This window comes from Aeromicrobium fastidiosum, from assembly GCF_017876595.1.
GTDB classification, from domain to species: Bacteria; Actinomycetota; Actinomycetes; order Propionibacteriales; family Nocardioidaceae; genus Aeromicrobium; species Aeromicrobium fastidiosum.
Window position 1 is genome coordinate 2,625,503 of sequence record NZ_JAGIOG010000001.1, and the last position, 17,320, is coordinate 2,642,822.

At 70.5% G+C, this 17,320-nt stretch carries 20 protein-coding genes; 12 read left to right on the forward strand and 8 right to left on the reverse strand.

Annotation, left to right across the window (positions count from 1 at the left end):
- The first annotated feature begins 172 nt into the window (after positions 1–172).
- Positions 173–1,759 (forward strand): citramalate synthase, encoded by a 1,587-nt coding sequence (gene cimA, locus JOF40_RS13005; RefSeq protein ID WP_307800770.1) that lies wholly within the window; start codon positions 173–175, stop codon positions 1,757–1,759.
- Positions 1,760–1,810: 51 nt separating this feature from the next.
- Entirely contained in the window at positions 1,811–2,560 is a 750-nt protein-coding gene (locus JOF40_RS13010; protein WP_129185907.1) for a hypothetical protein, read from the forward strand.
- 21 nt (positions 2,561–2,581) lie between these two features.
- Here the strand turns inward: JOF40_RS13010 and JOF40_RS13015 are convergent, their stop codons facing one another.
- The gene (locus JOF40_RS13015) at positions 2,582–3,010 is read right to left on the reverse strand and encodes a GNAT family N-acetyltransferase (protein WP_129185908.1); all 429 of its coding nucleotides are present in this window, start codon (positions 3,008–3,010) and stop codon (positions 2,582–2,584) included.
- Between the two features lie 117 nt (positions 3,011–3,127).
- Between JOF40_RS13015 and JOF40_RS13020 the strand changes: the two genes are divergently transcribed.
- Positions 3,128–3,493 carry a hypothetical protein gene (locus JOF40_RS13020; RefSeq protein WP_129185909.1) on the forward strand — a complete coding sequence of 122 codons (366 nt, stop codon included), beginning with the start codon at positions 3,128–3,130 and terminating at the stop codon, positions 3,491–3,493.
- Positions 3,494–3,515: 22 nt separating this feature from the next.
- On the forward strand, positions 3,516–4,169 hold the full coding sequence (locus JOF40_RS13025; RefSeq protein WP_129185910.1) for a 4a-hydroxytetrahydrobiopterin dehydratase: 654 nt from the start codon (positions 3,516–3,518) through the stop codon (positions 4,167–4,169).
- A 34-nt stretch (positions 4,170–4,203) separates the two neighbouring features.
- Here the strand turns inward: JOF40_RS13025 and JOF40_RS13030 are convergent, their stop codons facing one another.
- The 4 genes from JOF40_RS13030 to JOF40_RS13045 are packed head-to-tail and all read right to left on the reverse strand — an operon-like array spanning position 4,204 to position 7,191.
- Positions 4,204–4,593, reverse strand: a complete 390-nt coding sequence (locus JOF40_RS13030; RefSeq protein WP_129185911.1) for a Fur family transcriptional regulator — start codon at positions 4,591–4,593, stop codon at positions 4,204–4,206.
- Between the two features lie 21 nt (positions 4,594–4,614).
- A complete protein-coding gene (locus JOF40_RS13035; RefSeq protein WP_129185912.1) occupies positions 4,615–5,460 on the reverse strand; it encodes a metal ABC transporter permease in 846 nt (281 codons plus the stop codon).
- Complete coding sequence (locus tag JOF40_RS13040) at positions 5,453–6,244, reverse strand: metal ABC transporter ATP-binding protein (protein ID WP_129185913.1); 792 nt, start codon at positions 6,242–6,244, stop codon at positions 5,453–5,455. The genes JOF40_RS13035 and JOF40_RS13040 overlap by 8 nt, the downstream gene beginning before the upstream one ends.
- A complete protein-coding gene (locus JOF40_RS13045) occupies positions 6,241–7,191 on the reverse strand; it encodes a metal ABC transporter substrate-binding protein (protein WP_129185914.1) in 951 nt (316 codons plus the stop codon). The genes JOF40_RS13040 and JOF40_RS13045 overlap by 4 nt, the downstream gene beginning before the upstream one ends.
- A gap of 167 nt (positions 7,192–7,358) precedes the next feature.
- Here JOF40_RS13045 and JOF40_RS13050 point away from each other — a divergent pair, with 167 nt between their 5' ends.
- From JOF40_RS13050 to JOF40_RS13075, 6 genes are all read left to right on the forward strand, one after another.
- Complete coding sequence (locus JOF40_RS13050) at positions 7,359–8,759, forward strand: glycine--tRNA ligase (RefSeq protein WP_129185915.1); 1,401 nt, start codon at positions 7,359–7,361, stop codon at positions 8,757–8,759.
- A 25-nt stretch (positions 8,760–8,784) separates the two neighbouring features.
- Entirely contained in the window at positions 8,785–9,390 is a 606-nt protein-coding gene (locus tag JOF40_RS13055) for a hypothetical protein (protein ID WP_129185916.1), read from the forward strand.
- Positions 9,391–9,559: 169 nt separating this feature from the next.
- Positions 9,560–10,483 carry an ABC transporter ATP-binding protein gene (locus JOF40_RS13060; RefSeq protein ID WP_129185917.1) on the forward strand — a complete coding sequence of 308 codons (924 nt, stop codon included), beginning with the start codon at positions 9,560–9,562 and terminating at the stop codon, positions 10,481–10,483.
- On the forward strand, positions 10,480–11,259 hold the full coding sequence (locus JOF40_RS13065) for an ABC transporter permease (protein ID WP_129185918.1): 780 nt from the start codon (positions 10,480–10,482) through the stop codon (positions 11,257–11,259). Before JOF40_RS13060 ends, JOF40_RS13065 begins: the two co-directional genes overlap by 4 nt.
- Before the next feature lie 17 nt (positions 11,260–11,276).
- Positions 11,277–12,389, forward strand: coding sequence for a sensor histidine kinase (locus JOF40_RS13070; RefSeq protein WP_209674592.1), 1,113 nt, complete (start codon positions 11,277–11,279; stop codon positions 12,387–12,389).
- Positions 12,386–13,000: a response regulator transcription factor gene (locus JOF40_RS13075; protein WP_129185919.1), complete on the forward strand. Its 615-nt coding sequence runs from the start codon at positions 12,386–12,388 to the stop codon at positions 12,998–13,000. The genes JOF40_RS13070 and JOF40_RS13075 overlap by 4 nt, the downstream gene beginning before the upstream one ends.
- Positions 13,001–13,039: 39 nt before the next feature.
- On the opposite strand, the gene JOF40_RS13080 is transcribed toward JOF40_RS13075, so the two are convergent.
- Positions 13,040–13,666 carry a hypothetical protein gene (locus tag JOF40_RS13080; protein WP_209674595.1) on the reverse strand — a complete coding sequence of 209 codons (627 nt, stop codon included), beginning with the start codon at positions 13,664–13,666 and terminating at the stop codon, positions 13,040–13,042.
- A 165-nt stretch (positions 13,667–13,831) separates the two neighbouring features.
- Here JOF40_RS13080 and dusB point away from each other — a divergent pair, with 165 nt between their 5' ends.
- Entirely contained in the window at positions 13,832–14,977 is a 1,146-nt protein-coding gene (gene dusB / locus JOF40_RS13085; protein ID WP_129185921.1) for a tRNA dihydrouridine synthase DusB, read from the forward strand.
- A 97-nt stretch (positions 14,978–15,074) separates the two neighbouring features.
- On the opposite strand, the gene JOF40_RS13090 is transcribed toward dusB, so the two are convergent.
- Both JOF40_RS13090 and JOF40_RS13095 read right to left on the reverse strand, forming a co-directional pair.
- Positions 15,075–16,388 carry a PH domain-containing protein gene (locus JOF40_RS13090; protein WP_129185922.1) on the reverse strand — a complete coding sequence of 438 codons (1,314 nt, stop codon included), beginning with the start codon at positions 16,386–16,388 and terminating at the stop codon, positions 15,075–15,077.
- On the reverse strand, positions 16,372–16,863 hold the full coding sequence (locus tag JOF40_RS13095) for a PH domain-containing protein (protein ID WP_129185923.1): 492 nt from the start codon (positions 16,861–16,863) through the stop codon (positions 16,372–16,374). The genes JOF40_RS13090 and JOF40_RS13095 overlap by 17 nt, the downstream gene beginning before the upstream one ends.
- Positions 16,864–17,007: 144 nt before the next feature.
- Between JOF40_RS13095 and JOF40_RS13100 the strand changes: the two genes are divergently transcribed.
- Positions 17,008–17,208 (forward strand): hypothetical protein, encoded by a 201-nt coding sequence (locus JOF40_RS13100; RefSeq protein WP_129185924.1) that lies wholly within the window; start codon positions 17,008–17,010, stop codon positions 17,206–17,208.
- Positions 17,209–17,320: the final 112 nt, after the last annotated feature.

Consider the following 17,320-nt stretch of genomic DNA (forward strand, 5'->3'; position numbering starts at 1 on the left):
GGCTCAGTCTAGACTGGCGGCCATGCAGAGCATCTCGATCATGATCGACAGGCGCGCCCGGGGCTGAGATCATCCCCAGACGCGCTGCCTCCCATCCCCCTGGGAGGTTTTTTTGTGCCCTGACATGCCGACCGGAACGAAGGACGACCCAGTGAACGCAGGCCACCAGCACGTGAGCGACTTCCACGTCTACGACACGACGCTGCGCGACGGGGCCCAGCAGGAGGGCCTCAACCTGTCGGTCCAGGACAAGATGCACATCTCGCGCCACCTCGACGACCTGGGAGTCGGCTACATCGAGGGGGGCTGGCCCGGCTCCAACCCCAAGGACACCGAGTTCTTCCGCCTCGCGGCCAAGGAGCTCGACCTGCGGCACGCGACGCTGGCCGCCTTCGGTGCCACGCGCAAGGCCGGTGTCGCCGCCGCCGACGACGCCCAGCTCGCGGCCCTGCGCGAGTCGGGTGCCTCGGTCGTCACCCTCGTCGCCAAGAGCCACGACCGCCACGTCGAGCTGGCGCTGCGCACGACGCTCGAGGAGAACCTCGCGATGGTCCGCGACTCCGTGACGCACCTGCGCGAAGAGGGCCAGCGGGTCTTCGTCGACCTCGAGCACTTCTTCGACGGCTACCGCGCCAACCGCGACTACGCCCTCGAGGTCGTCCGCGCCGCCGCCGCGGCCGGTGCCGAGGTCGCGGTGCTGTGCGACACCAACGGCGGGATGCTGCCGCACTGGGTCACCGAGATCGTCGAGGACGTCATGTCGACGGGCGCGCGCCTCGGCATCCACGCCCACAACGACACGGGCTGCGCGGTCGCCAACTCGATGGCGGCAGTGCAGGCCGGCGTCAGCCACCTGCAGGGCTGCATCAACGGCTACGGCGAGCGCACGGGCAACGCCGACCTCGTCACGTGCGTCGCCAACCTCGAGCTCAAGCTGGGCATGTCGCTCCTGCCCGAGGGGCGACTCGCTGATGCCACGCGCATCTCGCACGCGATCTCGGAGATCACGAACTACCCGCCGCACGCCCGCCAGCCGTACACCGGGGTCTCGGCGTTCGCGCACAAGGCAGGGCTGCACGCCAGCGCGATCCGCGTCGACGCCGATCTCTACCAGCACATCGACCCCTCCCTGGTCGGCAACGACATGCGCCTGCTGGTATCGGAGATGGCCGGCCGGGCGACGATCGAGCTCAAGGGCAAGGAGCTCGGCTACGACCTAGCGAGCGATCCCGCTCGGCTCGCGCGCGTCACCGACCGGGTCAAGGCGATGGAGCAGGCGGGCTACACCTTCGAGGCAGCCGACGCCTCGTTCGAGCTGCTGCTCGCCGAGGAGGTCGACGGGGCCCGAACGTCGTTCTTCGAGGTCGAGTCGTGGCGGGTGCTGGCCGAGTCGGCCCGGGGTGCCGAGGCGCTGTCGGAGGCCACCGTCAAGCTGCGGGCCGGGGGAGTGCGCCTCGCCGTGATCGGCGAGGGCAACGGGCCCGTCAACGCGCTCGACCATGCCCTGCGACAGGCGATCGAGCAGGTCTATCCCGATGTCGCGCGGTTCCACCTGACCGACTTCAGGGTGCGCATCCTCGACCAGGGACACGGCACCGACGCCATCACGCGTGTGCTGATCGAGACCACCGACGGCAAGGACGTCTGGGTCACGGTCGGCGTGGGCGCCAACATCATCGAGGCCTCCTGGGAGGCGCTCGTCGACGCGCTCACGTACGGCCTGCGCCTGCACGGCGTGCACCCCAGCATCGACGGCTGAGCCGGGGCGGCGTCCGTTGCCGACCCGGCCGATCGCTGGCACGGTGAACGGGTGACCTCCCGGAGCCGTCTGGTGCTGATGTTCGTGCCGGTCGTCGTGACGGTCGTGCTGGCAGCCGTCGTCGGCGCCCTGGTCGTGGTGCAGGACCAGCGTCAGGGCCAGCAGGTCGCAGCGGCCGACCGGGCCGCCGAGGACTTCGTGTCCGACGTCGGGACGTTCCGCGGTGACGTGGCGCGCGAGCTGGGGAAGGTGGAGGCAACTGACCCGGCGACGCTCCGCGCAGCGCTGACCGGCGCCGTCGCGGAGCCGCCGCGACTCGCCGGCGCGCCCGATCTCGGGGTCGAGCAGTCCGAGAAGTACGCGAGGGCCCGCGAGACCGAGCGGACGTTCCTGGAGCCGTACGAGCGATTGAGCCGCGAGCTGCGCCGGGCCGAGGTCGCGCTGACGTTCGTCGAGGCCGCCCGCGACGCCCTGCGGCTGCGCGCGACCGACTACGTCGGCTTCGGGCCGCTGGGCGACAGTGCGGCCGTCCGGTCGCGGCTCGTCCCCGCGTTCGTGCAGGCCCGCGACTCGTTCTCCGCCGTGCGGGTGCCCAAGGGGCAGACGGCGCTGGCCGGGACGGTGCGCGCCGCGCTCCAGCACGTCATCGACGAGGCGACGACGCTCGCCGCCAGCATCGACGCCAACCGCAGCTTCTCGTTCTCGTACGCCGAGGAGTTCTCTGCCGCGCTGGTCGCGGTCGACGACTACGCGACGACGGTGCAGGGCGACGTGACGGAGGCCGTCAACGCCCTGTCCTAGCCGGCTTGAGCCGGGGCGGGGTCATGGCAGACGGATCATCGGCACGTGGTCGATGCCGGCCTCCACGAAGTTGTCTCCCGTCCGCACGTAGCCGTGCAGGCCGTACCAGTCCTCCAGGTAGGCCTGCGCGTTGAGCACCAGCCCAGACGTGCCCCAGCGCCGCGTGCACTCGGCGACGAGACGGCCCGACAGGCCGCGACCGCGCTGGTCGCGTCTCGTGCACACCCGTCCGACGTGCCGCACGTCGTCCTCGACGTACGACCTGACGTAGCTCGTGATGCCGGTGCCGTCGGCGAGCCACAGGTGCGTCGTCGACGGGAGGAGGTCGCGGTCGTCGACATCGGGCTCGTCGCACTGCTGCTCGACGGCGAACACCGCGTCGCGGATCTTCCAGATGTCGTGGACGTCCTGTGCCGTCAGCGCATCACCGGTCACGGCCCGAATCGTCATGGTCCCAGCCTAGGTGTCGACGGTGCCGACGTCGTCGTCGCAGGGTGCGGACATGGGTCTCGCGGTCGATCATGTGATGGTGGACGACTGACGAGGAGGATCGGCACGGGCTACGGCGTGCGGGCCGTCTACGTCGCGCTGCGCGTACGACGCGCCGTCGGCCGGGTTCGGCGGGTGTTGGTGCCGGACGTCGTGGGGCAGGCGCGGGCGGCGCAGCTCGTGTCGCTGCTCGTCAACCACGGCGCGATGTTCGAGCGGTACCTGCTGTTGCGCGCTGGGGTGGACGAGGCGCAGGTCGACATCTGGTGGGAGGACCTGGCTGATCGCCCGTGGCCTCGCCCCGGCTTCTGGCAGCTCTTTCTCACGGGGCCTGACGGCACGTACTACGACGATGGCAGCGGCACGATGGACGACGCGGCAGAGGGTGCGGCAGGTGGTGCGGGTGACGGTGAGGGCCTCGACATGGACGTCGACGGGACGTGAGCGGCCAGCCTAGGGTGAGGGGATGACCGACGACCTGTTGACCGGCGACGAGATCGCGCAGATGGGTGTCGACGACTGGCGCTCGATGCACGACGCACTCGAGGCGCGCTTCGCGACCCGTGACTTCGCGACGGGGCTGCGTCTGGTCGCGGCGATCGGCGAGGCGGCCGAGGCAGCGGGCCACCACCCCGAGATCGAGCTGCGCCCCGACCACGTCGACGTGCTCCTGACGAGCCACGATGCGGGCGGCAAGACGTCCCGCGACGTCGATCTGGCCCGGGTCATCAGCGGCCTTGCCGCCGACATGGGTGCCCGGTCCGAGCCGGCGGACGTCCAGCGTCTCGAGCTGGCCATCGACACGTGGGACGTCGACGCCATCCGGCCGTTCTGGGCCGCGGTGCTCGCGGCCCGTGAGATCGGCGACGTCGACGTGGCCGATCCGCGTCGACGTCTCCCGTCGATCTGGTTCCAGCAGTGCGAGCCGCACGACGAGCCGCACCAGCGGTTCCACCTCGACCTCCGGGTGTCGCCAGAGGTGGTCGAGTCGCGCATCGCGGCGGCGCTCGCTGCTGGCGGCACGCTGGTCTCCGACGAGCAGGCACCCCGCTTCTGGGTGCTCGCCGACGCCCAGGGCAACAAGGTGTGCCTCTGCACGCACGTCACCCGATCGAGCTGAGCGGCCCCGGCAGCGGGCTGACGGTCAGTCGAGCTCAGGACGCGCAGGAGGCGCAGGTGCCGAAGATCTCGAGCGTGTGCGCGACGTCGCGGAAGCCGTTCTCGTCGGCGATCTTGTCGGCCCACCGCTCGACCGACGGACCCTCGATCTCGACGGTGCGCCCGCACGAGCGGCACACCAGGTGGTGGTGGTGACCCGCGCTGCACTGGCGGTAGAGCACCTCGCCGTCGTCGTTGCGCAGCGCGTCGACCTCGGCGGCGTCGGCCAGCACCTGCAGGCTGCGGTAGACCGTCGAGAGACCGACGGACTCGCCACGCTTCTTCAGGATGTCGTGGATCTCCTGGGCGCTGGCGAAGCCGTCGAGATCCTCCAGGATCGCGACGACCGCGCGACGTTGCCGGGTGTTGCGGGGTGCTTCGACCATGACGTCCTCCTCAGGCCCAAACTACTCGGTGGCGCTGGCTACTCGGGCGCGCCTCGACCGGGTGCGGGTCAGAACAGCACCGCCGGTCGCCGCCGCGGCGAAGACGATGAGCGCGATCATGACGATGGTCGGCCCGGGCGGCGTGTCGAGCTGGTAGCTGCCGAACAGCCCGCCGACGGCCGCGAACAGGCCGATCGCCATGGCGAGCAGGTGCGTCGTGCGGAAGCTGCGGGTCAGCTGCTGTGAGGCGGCGACCGGCACGACCATGAGCGCCGACACCAGCAGCAGGCCGACGGTCTTCATCGCGACCGTGATGGTGACGGCGGCGAGCACCGCGATCAGGATGCTGTAGGCGCGGGTCGGGACGCCGCTGACCTTGGCGTGCTCCTCGTCCTGGCACACCGCGAACAGCTGCGGGGAGAGCCCGAGCGACAGTGCGATCACGACCACGCCGAGGATGCCGACGACCACGAGATCGGTCGTGCTGACGGTCGTGATCGCGCCGAAGAGATAGGCGTTCAGCGAGTTGATGCTCTCGTCGGCGAGGCTGGTCAGCAGCACGCCACCGGCAAGGCCTCCGTAGAACAGCATCGCGAGCGCCACGTCGGCGCTGGTGCGGCCGTACATGCGGAGCAGCTCGATCAGCACCGCGCCCACGATCGCGACCGCGACGGCAGTGAGGATCGGGGCGATGTTGGTGATGAGTCCCAGTGCCACCCCGGTGAGGGCCACGTGGCCCAGACCATCGCCCAACAGAGCGAGACGACGCTGCACCAGGAACGTGCCGATGGCGGGTGCGGCGAGGCCTGTGAAGATCGCCGCGACCAGCGCGTACCGCATGAACTCGTAGTTCAGTGCGTCAAGCATCGTGCCTCCCCCCGACGGGGTTGCCCCTGAAGCCATCGGCTCTCTCGGGCTGGCCGCTGTGCAGGTGCACGTGGACGTGCTCGGGGTCGCGGATCGCGTCGACCGGGCCGTCGTACGACACCGTGCCGTTCTCGAGCACGACGGCGCGGTGGATCAGCGGACGCAGGGGGCCGAGCTCGTGCGCGACGAGCAGGATCGACGTGCCCTCGGCGACGAGACCGGCGAGCAGCTCGGCGAGCGACTCCTGATTGTCGTGGTCGACGCCGGCGGTCGGCTCGTCCATGATCAGCAGCTCGGCCCCAGCGGCCAGGGCGCGGGCGATCAGGGCGCGCTGCTGCTGACCGCCTGACATCTCGCTGACGGCCGAGCGGGTGCGGTCGGACAGCCCGACGCGGGCGATCGCGGCCTCCACGGCGGCGAGGTCGTCCTTGGTGCGCCAGCCGGCGAATCGCCGGCGCGCGAGGCGTCCACTCATGACGACCTCGTGCATCGTCGCCGGCACGCCGGCCACCGCGCGGGAGCGCTGGGGCACGTACCCGAGGCGCTGGCGGTCACGAAAGCGGTCGAGGGGCGTGCCGAACAGCTCGACCGTGCCGGCCGAGAACGGGACGAGCCCCACCGCGGCGCGCACGAGCGTCGACTTGCCGGACCCGTTCGCACCGAGCAGGGTCACGAACTCGCCCGCCGACACGTCGAGGTCGACCTGTCGCAGGACAGGTCGACCATCGAGCGCGACGGTCAGGCCGTGGACCGCCAAGGGAGACGGAGTCGTGGGGTCAGTCATGAACAGCCGTTGGCCTTCTTCAAGGTGTCGAGGTTCTTGCGCATGAGGGTCAGGTAGGTGTCGTTCTTCGTCTTGTCCGACAGACCCTCGATCGGGTCGAGCGTAGCGGTCGTCGCGCCGGTCTCCTTGGCGATGGTGTCGGCGATCGCCGGGCTGACCAGCTCCTCGGTGAAGATCGTGGTGATGCCCTGGGCCTTCACGAGCTGGGTGATGTCGGCCAGCTGGGCCGGCGACGGCTCGTTGGACGGGTCGATGCCGGCGATCGGCACCTGCGTCAGGTCGTATCGGGCGGCGAGGTACTGGAACGCCGCGTGGCTCGTGACGATCGTGCGCGTCCGACACGTCTTCAGGCCCGTGGCGAAGTCGTCGCCGAGCGTCGTGAGCTTGCCCTCGAACGCGGTGGCGTTGGCGGCGTACTCGTCGGCGTGGTCGGGGTCGATCGTCGAGAGCTTGGACTCGACGGCCTTCGTGATCGCGATCATGTTGTCGGGGTCGAGCCAGGTGTGCGGGTCCTCGTTCCCGTGGTCGTGGCCCTCCTCGGCGTGGTCGTCGCCGGCGGGCTCCTCCTCGCCACCCGGCTGGGTGGTCTTGAGCTTCACGACCTTGGCGACGTCGACGGTGTCGTCGTCCGAGCGGTCGGCCTGGTCGACCGCCTCGTCGACCGCGTTCTGGAAGTGCTCCTCGAACACCACCAGATCGGCGTCCTGCACGGCCGCGACCTGCTTGGGCTTGAGCTCGAGGTCGTGCGGCTCGACGCCGGGGGACGTCAGGTTGTCGACCTTCACGAGGTCTCCGCCGACCTGCTGGACGGCGTACGCGAACGGGTAGAACGACGCGGCGACCGAGACCTTGTCGCCGCCGGCACCGCCCCCGTCATCGGTGGATCCGCCACAGGCGGCGAGGGAGACGAGCGGGATGACGGCCAGCAGGGCCAACGACTTCTTCATGACAACGATTGTCATTCGTCTTGACAACGATTGTCAAATCGCGGGATGGCCCACCGGGGACGGGTGCGAGCGGGTCGCTCGATAGACTGCGGCGTACCTCGGGCGCACGACATCACGATGTCGCGCACAGGCCCGCCGACACCCAGCCGGATTGGAAACATCCCCTCATGGCAACGACCGTCGACCACGTCATCAGCCTCAGCAAGCGCAGGGGATTCGTCTACCAGTGCGGTGAGATCTACGGCGGCACCAAGTCCGCGTGGGACTACGGCCCGCTCGGCGTCGAGCTCAAGGACAACATCAAGCGCCAGTGGTGGCGCTCGATGGTGCAGGGACGCGACGACGTCGTCGGCCTCGACTCCTCGGTCATCCTGCCCACTGCGGTCTGGGAGGCGTCCGGCCACCTCGCGGCCTTCGTCGACCCGCTCGTCGAGTGCCAGAACTGTCACAAGCGCTACCGGCAGGACCACCTGCAGGAGGCGTTCGCCGAGAAGAAGGCCAAGAAGGACGGCGAGACGATCGACCCCGACTCGGTCGAGATGGCGCTCATCGTCTGCGAGGCCTGCGGCACCCGTGGTCAGTGGACCGAGCCCCGCATGTTCAACGGCCTGCTCAAGACCTACCTCGGCCCTGTCGAGTCCGAGGAGGGGCTTCACTACTTGCGTCCCGAGACGGCGCAGGGCATCTTCGTCAACTTCGCCAACGTCATGACGACGTCGCGTCGCAAGCCGCCGTTCGGCATCGGCCAGATCGGCAAGAGCTTCCGCAACGAGATCACGCCCGGCAACTTCATCTTCCGCACCCGCGAGTTCGAGCAGATGGAGATGGAGTTCTTCGTCGAGCCCGGCACCGACGAGCAGTGGCAGGAGACATGGATGCAGACCCGCATGGACTGGTACACGGGCCTGGGCATCGCCGCCGACAACCTGCGCTTCTTCGAGCACCCGGCCGAGAAGCTCTCGCACTACTCCAAGCGCACCGTCGACATCGAGTACAAGTTCGAGTTCGCGGGCTCGGAGTGGGGCGAGCTCGAGGGCATCGCCAACCGCACCGACTTCGACCTCAAGACGCACGCCGAGCACTCGGGCAAGGACCTGCAGTTCTTCGACCAGGCAACCGGTGAGCGCTGGACGCCGTACGTCATCGAGCCCGCAGCCGGTGTCAACCGCTCGATGATGGCCTTCCTGATCGATGCGTACACCGAGGAGCAGGTGCCCAACGCCAAGGGCGGCACCGACACCCGCACGGTCCTCAAGCTCGACCACCGTCTCTCGCCCGTCAAGGCCGCGGTGCTGCCGCTGTCGCGCAACGAGGACCTCTCGCCCAAGGCGCGGGCTCTCGCCGCCGAGCTGCGCGGCTTCTGGAACGTCGAGTTCGACGACGCCCAGGCGATCGGCAAGCGCTACCGCCGCCAGGACGAGATCGGCACGCCGTTCTGCATCACGGTCGACTTCGAGACGCTCGACGACGACGCGGTCACGATCCGCGAGCGCGACTCGATGCAGCAGGAGCGCATCGCCCTCGACCAGGTCACGAGTTATCTGGCGGCGCGTCTTCCGGGGTGCTGAACCCCTCGTGCCGCACAATCGGCGCGTGAGGCCATTGACGACCGGTGCTGGGCGGGCTGCGGCTCTCGGCGTGCTCTGCTCGGTGCTGTTGCTGGCCGGGTGCAGCGGGTCGGAGCCGGCTCCCCGAGCGTCGGCGGCGACCTCGGCGACGCCGCGCGAGGTCGAGCCGCCGGCCGGGGTGACGCTGACGGCGGGCGGCACGGCGCTCAAGGTCGGCCAGCCGGCCTCGGTCGTGCACCGCGTCGGCGACAGCGCCGCGAGCGTCGTCACGGTCACCGTCACGGGTGCGACGAAGGGGTCGATCGACGACTTCCGATACTTCTCCCTCGACGACGCGTCCAAGGCGTCGACGCCGTACTACGTCAAGGTCGCCGTCAAGAACGAGGGCCCCGGCGGGCTCGGCGGCGCGGCACTGCCGATGTTCGCCCGCGACGGGGCGGGCACCGACATCCCCGCCAACGACATCGTGGGGACGTTCGAGCCGTGCCCCGTGCGGACCCTGCCCGAGAGCTTCCTGCCGGGCGCGACCGCTGAGCTGTGCCTGGTCTACCTCGTGCCCGAGGGGCGCAAGCTGCGGTCGGTCACCCTGCAGACCGGCACCCCCGAGGACGCCATCACCTGGACCTCCTGACCTCCCGCTTGCGGCCGAGTGGTGCGGAGTGGACGTTCCGGGACGGCGTGTCCGACCACTTCGCACCGCTCGGGGCCCGGAACGCACCACTCGGCCGGTGACATCTGTCATGGGGTAGTCGTGACGGGACGACGAGGGCACGGCCTCGCCCCGGCAGCAGGCTGAAGCCATGAACTCATCCACCCCGGCCGTCCACATCGACGGCATCGTCAAGCGCTTCGGTGCCGTGACCGCGGTCGACGGACTCAGCCTCGACATCCAGGCCGGCGAGGTCGTCGCATTCCTCGGGCCGAACGGCGCCGGCAAGACCACGACCGTCGACATGGTCCTCGGCCTGTCCCGGCCGACCGAAGGGACCATCGAGGTCTTCGGTGGCGACCCCCGCGCAGCCGTCGCGCTCGGCCGGGTCGCGGCCGTGATGCAGAGCGGCGGCCTGGTCAAGGACTTCACGATCCGCGAGACCGTCGAGCTGACCGCCTCGCTGTTCCGCCCCTCCCGTCCGGTCGACGAGGTGCTCGAGCGGGCCGGCATCCTCGACATCGCCGACCGGCTCGTCGGCAAGGCGTCCGGCGGTCAGCAGCAGCGCCTGCGGTTCGCGCTCGCGCTGACGTCCGACCCCGACCTGCTGATCCTGGACGAGCCGACGACCGGCATGGACGTGCAGGGTCGCCGCGACTTCTGGGCGGCGATCCGCTCGGACGCCGAGCGCGGTCGGACGACGGTCTTCGCGACGCACTACCTCGACGAGGCCGATGCCTACGCCGACCGGATCGTCCTGGTGCGGCATGGCAAGGTCGTCGCCGACGGCACGGCGTCCGAGATCAAGGCGCTGGCCTCCGGCCGGACCGTGCGCGCCACGGTCGAGCACGTCGACACCGAGGCGCTGAGGACCGTGCAGGGCGTCGAGTCGATCGACGTGCGCGGCGATTCGGTCCTCGTCACCTGCTCGGACAGCGACGCCGTTGCCCGCCACCTGCTGAACCACACCGCTGCCCGCGACCTGGAGATCGCGTCGCGCAACCTGGAGGAGGCGTTCCTCGCCCTCACCGCCGACGACGTCCCGGCCCCTCTGACGCAAGGAGCATCCGCATGAGCACGATCGCCACGTCCCGCACCGTCCCGCCGCTCGGTGGCTTCTCGCCCACCTTCCTGCGCATCGAGCTCAAGCGGCTCCTGCGCAACCGGCGAGCGGTGATCTTCACGCTCGTCATGCCCAGTGCCTTCTTCCTGTTGTTCGGCACCGACTCCTCGTACAGGACCAAGGACGCGGGCTACGGCAACGTCACGGCCTACGTCATGGTGAGCATGGCGGTGTACGGCGCGATGATCGCGACGACCAGCGGTGGCGCGATGGTCGCCACCGAGCGCGCCCAGGGCTGGACCCGCCAGCTGCGGCTGACCCCGCTCAACCCCGTCGCGTACGTCGCGGTCAAGGTCGTCGTCGCGATGTCGATGGGAGCGGTGGCGATCGCGACCGTGTTCGTCGTGGGCCACCTGGTCGGTGCCGAGCTGTCGTTGGGGCGACTCCTGCTGTGCGGGGTGCTGGGCTGGCTGTGCACGCTGGTCTTCGCGGCGCTGGGACTCTTCGTGGGCTACCTGCTGCCCAGCGAGAACGTCATGCAGGTGCTCGGTCCCGCCCTCGCGCTCCTGTCGTTCGCCGGCGGCCTGTTCGTCCCGCTCAACCAGATGAGCGACGTCTTCGCGTCGATCGCGGCGTGGACCCCGGCCTACGGCGTCGGTGTCCTCGCCCGCGCACCGTTCGGCGACGACGGCAGCATCCCCCTGGCAGTCCTGAACGTCCTGGCGTGGGCGGCGGTGTTCGTCGGCGGGGCAGCGTGGGCGATGAGCAGGGACACCAAGCGCGTCTGATGACTAGCCTTGACGCCGTGACCTCGTCCCGGCTCGATCCAGATGCCGGCCCCATGGACCGCGCCCGCTTCGGGCGCCTCCTCGGGGCCGGCGTCTGGCTGTTCTTCCTGACCAACCCCGTCAGCGCGCTGCTCGACCAGGACGACCTGGTGCAGCGCTACGTGGGGCTGGCCGCGCTGGCGGTGTTCGTGCCGGTCTACCTGCACGCACTCAGCCGCATCCCGCAGTTCCACATCCATCGGCAGTACGTCGTCGCCTGGACGTACGTCGCGGTGCTGCTCTCGTGCTTCGCGCTGGTCGTTCCCGGTGCGGGCGACCAGGCCATGACGTGCCTCGTGTTCGTGTGCGCGGTGTCGGTCGCGATCCTGCCGCAGTGGCAGGCGCTCGGCATGGTGATCGCAGCCTTCGCGGGCATCACGGCCGCGGGCCAGTGTGTCGACGGCTGGTCGGCGCACGGCAACAACTTCGCGGTGCTGCTGGCCGCTGCCGCGGTGTACTCGTTCCGGCTCGCGTGGCAGCGTCAGGCACGGCTGGTGCGGGCCGAGCGTGACCTGTCGGAGCTCGCGGTCGAGGAGGAGCGAGCTCGCATCGCCCGCGACCTGCACGACATCCTCGGGCACTCGCTCACGGTCATCACGGTCAAGGCCGAGCTGGCCGGCCGGCTGATCGCGACCGATCCGGAGCGGGCAGCGCGCGAGATCGACGACCTGCAGCGGCTCTCGCGCGACGCCCTGGCCGACGTCCGGTCGACCGCCTCGGGCATCCGGGGCATCTCGTTGCCCGGGGAGATCGCGTCGTCGCGCATGGCCCTGGAGTCGGCGGGCATCGAGCCCGTCCTGCCGACCGTGGCCGACGACGTGCCGTCGCGGTGGCGCGAGCTGTTCGCCTGGACGCTGCGCGAGGGCGTCACGAACGTCATCCGGCACAGCGGTGCGACCCGGTGCGAGGTCGAGCTGCGGGCCGACCGCATCCGCGTGAGCGACGACGGACGGGGGGCCGGACCGGCCCACGACGACGGGAGCGGCCTCGAGGGTCTGCGACAGCGAGCCCGGCTGGCCGGCGCGACCGTCACCACCACGGCCGGGCCCGACGACCGCGGGTTCTCCCTGACCGTGACGGTGCCGGCATGATCCGCGTGCTCGTGGCGGACGACCAGGCGCTGGTGCGCGGTGCGCTCGTGGCGCTGCTGCAGATGGAGGACGACCTCGACGTCGTCGCCGAGGTCGCGCGAGGTGACGAGGTCGTCGACGCGGCGCGTGAGCACACGGTCGACGTCGCGCTGCTCGACGTCGAGATGCCCGGCATGGACGGGCTGTCCGCGGCGCGCGCGGTGAGGGAGGCGCTGCCCGCCTGTCGCGTGCTGATGGTGACGACGTTCGGTCGTCCCGGCTACCTCAAGCAGGCGATGGCAGCGGGTGCCAGCGGGTTCGTCGTCAAGGACACGCCTGCCCGCCAGCTCGCGGATGCCGTCCGCAGGGTGCACCAGGGGCTACGCGTCGTCGACCCGACGCTCGCTGCGGAGTCGTTGACCCAGGGCGACTCGCCGCTCACCGAGCGCGAGGCCGACGTCCTGCAGGCCGCGCGGGACGGCGGGACGGTTGCCGACGTGGCGGCGGTGCTGTTCCTGTCCGAGGGCACCGTCCGCAACCACCTGTCGAGCGCGATCGGCAAGACGGGTGCCCGCACGCGCGCCGAGGCCGTCCGCGTCGCGGTCGACAACGGCTGGCTCCTGCCGCACTAGGCACCCGGCACCAGGCCCTGAGGACGAGGCCGCCTCCCGTCACAGACGGAGGCGGGAGGTGGCCACGCTCAGCACCGTCCCGAGTGCGATCAGACCGAGCACCCAGAAGGTGCCGACCTGTCCGACGAGGAGCAGCGTCGGGTGGGTGGTCTCCACGCCGTCGCGCAGCACGCCCACGAGCGGAAGGATGTCCCGCCTGCGGGGACTGTCGTACCCGAGGACGCCGATGATCGGGAGGAACCACAGGCCCGCGCCGGCCGTCGCGACGAACGGGCCCAGCACGATCCAGCGCGACCCCTCCGTGCCCTTCGGCGGCCCTTGGAAGAGGATCGAGCCGAACCCGCGGAGCCCCACGAAGCAGATCGCCTCGACCAGCACGGCCAGATAGAGGCACAGGCCGAGTCCGCCCATGATGAGCAGCATGAGTGCCCCGTAGGCGAAGGCCGTGGGTGAGATGGACAGCGAGACGACGACCCACACGGCGACGTAGCCGTAGACCGCCGGCGCGTCCCACGGCCGCCCGGTCCGGGTCCTCGGCGCGTCCGCACTGGCGACCGTCGCGGTGACCGCGCCGAACACCAACCCGGAGAAGGTCCACGCCATGATCCCCGGACCGAAGTCGTCGCCCTCGCCGAACAGCGCCACGCCCACGATCTGTCCGACCACCGCCGTCGCCCACGCCAAGTGGGAGATCACGCCCGAGGCGCGACCGAATGCCCTCCGCAGGGGTCGCCTTCTCGGGGTGGCGGTGCCCGGTCTGCGTCGTGGTCGGTTCATCGGGCACCATCCTGCCGTGTGATCGCGCAGCGCGGGTTGGGGGACAATGGAGGCATGTCCACCTCCCTGTCGCCTCCCCGATCGCTGCGCCTCGGCGACCTCGAGGTCGCCACGCCCGTCGTGCTGGCGCCGATGGCCGGGGTCACCAACGCCGCCTTCCGGCAGCTGTGCGCCGAGCAGGGTGCGGGGCTCTACGTCTGCGAGATGATCACGTCGCGCGGCATCGTCGAGGGTGACCGCACGAGCCTGTCGATGTTGACGTTCGCGCCCAACGAGCAGTTCCGGTCGGTGCAGCTGTACGGCATCGACCCCGACACGATCGGCCGGGCCGTCGAGATCCTGTGCGCCGACCACGGCGTCGACCACGTCGACCTCAACTTCGGGTGCCCCGTGCCCAAGGTGACCCGCAAGGGCGGGGGAGCGGCCCTGCCCTGGAAGGACGTCCTGCTGGGCCAGATCCTGACGGCGGCGGTCTCGGCCGCCGCGCCCTACGGCGTCCCCGTGACGATGAAGACGCGCAAGGGCATCGACGACGACCACCTGACGTACCTCGACGCCGGTCGCATCGCGCAGGACACGGGCTGTGCCGCGATCGCCCTGCACGGACGCACCGCGGTGCAGCACTACTCGGGGCACGCCGACTGGGCGGCGATCGCTGAGCTCAAGGCCTCGGTCGACATCCCCGTGCTGGGCAACGGCGACATCTGGGAGGCGTCCGACGCGATCCGCATGGTCGAGCAGACCGGCGTCGACGGCGTCGTGGTGGGACGTGGCTGCCTCGGTCGTCCCTGGCTGTTCCGTGATCTCGCCGCTGCGTTCGCCGGCGAGACCGTCACGGAGCTGCCGCGCCTCGGCGAGGTCGCCGCGATCATGCGCCGTCATGTCGAGCTGCTCGCCGGGGTCATGGGCGAGGAGCGCGGCTGCATCGAGTTCCGCAAGCACATCGCCTGGTACCTCAAGGGCTTCGCCGCCGGCAGCGAGGTCCGCCACCAGCTCGGCATGGTCTCGTCGTTCGCAGCACTCGACGAGCTCCTGGGACGGCTCGACCCGACCGAGGCCTACCCCGTGGGCGAGCTCGGCACGCCGCGCGGACGTCAGGGCACGCCGAAGCGGGTCGTCGTGCCCGACGGATGGCTCGACTCACGCCTCGTCGACCAGCCGCTCGATCCGCTCGCCGAGGACGCCACGTCGGGCGGCTGAGGGCCTTCCGCTGCCTGCGGCACGCGATCTGTGACGCCCACGGCGCCACGTGTCCGCCGTGACGCCGCTCGTGCCACAGATCGGGGGAGCGGCAGGCTCAGGCCCGCGACGACCTCGCCCGCTCGAGCTGGGCCAGCAGCACCGCACGCGCGTCGTGCTCGTCGAGGTGCCGGCCATCGGCGTCGACCGGGCCCTCGGGCGTGTGCACCTCGACCGTCGCGACCTTGCGGCGTCGCTGCAGCGGTCCCTGGCGCAGCTCGACCGACTGCGTGCGCTGGTGCGGCACGATGCTGGTCGTCTGCTGGATCCACCCCTCGTGAGCCACGAACGCCGCGGCGTCGGCGCCCACCCAGCGGTAGCGCCACCCGATCGGCGCGAAGAGGCGGGAGCGTCGGGGTGCGTGGATGTGCTCGACGTCGGCCGTCGCGTGCGACACGAGCTCGGCGATGACGGCCGCCGCAAGCGCCCGGTCGGCGATCGGCAGCAGGATCGACGACGACGAGTCGCGCTCGTCCTCGCCGTGCGAGGCGTAGCCCGCAATGTCGACCTCGAGCCGTTGCCAGCCCAGCCGCCGCCACACGAACGGCTCCTTGATCGCGATGCCCTGCACGCGATCGAACGGGATGGTCTGCGACGTGCGCGACAACAGGCCCCGCTCGATGCGCAGACCGCGCTCGCCGCGTGACAGCGTGAAGTTCCACTGCTGGAGCACGCGCATCGCGACGATCTGCGCGAGCCACGTCGCGAGCGGGATGATGCCGCCGAGGAGCACCAGCACGCCGACGAACCAGACCGCCAGGACCAGCAGCACGACCGAGCCGATCGCGGCGAACAGGAAGTCGAGCGACAGCAGCGTGCCGATCACGACCCGCTCCGGCGGCACGCGCGTGATGATGCTGCGGTGCTCCTCGCGCGGCTCGTCCAGCGACTCACCGTGCGCCCGCGCCATCAACACGCGCCGCAGGTCACGGGCGTCGGCCAGCGTGAGGAACTTGAGGGTGGAGCGCGAGTCCTTGCCGCCCGCCATCTCGATGCGCAGCTCGGCCAGCCCGAGCACGCGGGCGACCAGTGGCTCGGCGATGTCGACCGACTGGATGCGCTCGTAGGGGATGCGGCGGGACGACTTGGTGACCAGGCCGGTGTTGATGCGCAGCTCGGTGCCGTCGATGACGTAGCGGGTGAACAGCCAGCCGACGTAGCCGATGGCCACGCCGACCACGAGGCCGGCGACCAGCGCGATGCCGAGGCTCACGATGGCGGGGATGTCGCCCCACGAGTCACCGCCGAAGATCGTGCCGACGAGGCCGACGACGACCGCCACCGCGAACCGCGCACCCTGCACGACCGCCGTCAGGGGATGGGTGCGACGCCCCACCGTCTCGGAGGCGGACGGGTCAGAGACCTGCTCCACGCGACTCTCCCAGCTCGGTCAGGCGGTTGCGCAGCCTCGTGGCCTCCTCGGCCGGCAGGCCCGGGATGTCGGCGGCCGTCTCGCTGCTGGCGGTGTGCAGGGTGACGGTCGCGATGCCGTACGCCCGGTCGAGCGGGCCGGCCTCGACGTCGACGAACTGCATGCGGCCGTAGGGGATCGCGACGAGTCGCTTGAACATCACGCCCCGGGTGACCAGGAGGTCGTCAGCGTTCTCGGCATAGCCCCAGCTGCGCTGGTTGCGTCCCGCCCACGTCCATCCCCACACGCCTCCAGCGAGGCCGATCACCGCGACGGGTGTGCCGATCCACCAGAGGTCAGGCAGCACCAGCACGAGCACGACCCCGACCAGCACGACGACGGCCGCGGCAGAGGAGAGCAGGATGCGGCGCACCGTCGCGAGCCGCGGTGAGACACGCTGCCACTCACCGACCGCGGGGGCGAAGAGGTTGTCCATCCGTTCACCCTAGCCACGCCGTGCTGGGCACGCGGCGCTGAGTTGACCGGCCACCGGGCACGGTGGGAGACTGATAGACGCAGACCTCGGATTCTGCCCCTTCCCAGCACGTCATTAGTCAGTCCAGCGCGCGGAGATACAGTCATGGCCAAAGCACTTGTCGGATACCTCGGCGGACCCACCAACGACCAGCTGCAGCAGACGGCAACGATGCGACGTCGCATCGCCGATCTCGAGAACGAGGTCCTGCGCCTCAAGGTCGAGAACGACGGCCTGCTCGCGGCCCTGCGCGAGCGCGTCGACCAGGTCTCGGCCAGCGACCTGGCCGAGCCCGTCTCGCACTGACACGCGCTGACTCCCGGCGGACGTCGCGCTCTGCCGCCGCGCCGCACTAGGGTGGCTCCATCCTGATCGACTGCAGTTCGAGACGTCGCAGTCGCCGTTCGCCGTAGGAGCC

What these genes read in the sequence shown, in the direction of transcription:
- JOF40_RS13015 (WP_129185908.1), bottom strand. Translation starts at nt 3,010, where the DNA reads ATGACGATTCGGGCCGTGACCGGTGATGCGCTGACGGCACAGGACGTC.
- JOF40_RS13025 (WP_129185910.1), top strand. Translation starts at nt 3,516, where the DNA reads ATGACCGACGACCTGTTGACCGGCGACGAGATCGCGCAGATGGGTGTC.
- JOF40_RS13030 (WP_129185911.1), bottom strand. Translation starts at nt 4,593, where the DNA reads ATGGTCGAAGCACCCCGCAACACCCGGCAACGTCGCGCGGTCGTCGCG.
- JOF40_RS13035 (WP_129185912.1), bottom strand. Translation starts at nt 5,460, where the DNA reads ATGCTTGACGCACTGAACTACGAGTTCATGCGGTACGCGCTGGTCGCG.
- JOF40_RS13040 (WP_129185913.1), bottom strand. Translation starts at nt 6,244, where the DNA reads ATGACTGACCCCACGACTCCGTCTCCCTTGGCGGTCCACGGCCTGACC.
- JOF40_RS13045 (WP_129185914.1), bottom strand. Translation starts at nt 7,191, where the DNA reads ATGAAGAAGTCGTTGGCCCTGCTGGCCGTCATCCCGCTCGTCTCCCTC.
- JOF40_RS13050 (WP_129185915.1), top strand. Translation starts at nt 7,359, where the DNA reads ATGGCAACGACCGTCGACCACGTCATCAGCCTCAGCAAGCGCAGGGGA.
- JOF40_RS13060 (WP_129185917.1), top strand. Translation starts at nt 9,560, where the DNA reads ATGAACTCATCCACCCCGGCCGTCCACATCGACGGCATCGTCAAGCGC.
- JOF40_RS13065 (WP_129185918.1), top strand. Translation starts at nt 10,480, where the DNA reads ATGAGCACGATCGCCACGTCCCGCACCGTCCCGCCGCTCGGTGGCTTC.
- JOF40_RS13075 (WP_129185919.1), top strand. Translation starts at nt 12,386, where the DNA reads ATGATCCGCGTGCTCGTGGCGGACGACCAGGCGCTGGTGCGCGGTGCG.
- dusB (WP_129185921.1), top strand. Translation starts at nt 13,832, where the DNA reads ATGTCCACCTCCCTGTCGCCTCCCCGATCGCTGCGCCTCGGCGACCTC.
- JOF40_RS13095 (WP_129185923.1), bottom strand. Translation starts at nt 16,863, where the DNA reads ATGGACAACCTCTTCGCCCCCGCGGTCGGTGAGTGGCAGCGTGTCTCA.
- JOF40_RS13100 (WP_129185924.1), top strand. Translation starts at nt 17,008, where the DNA reads ATGGCCAAAGCACTTGTCGGATACCTCGGCGGACCCACCAACGACCAG.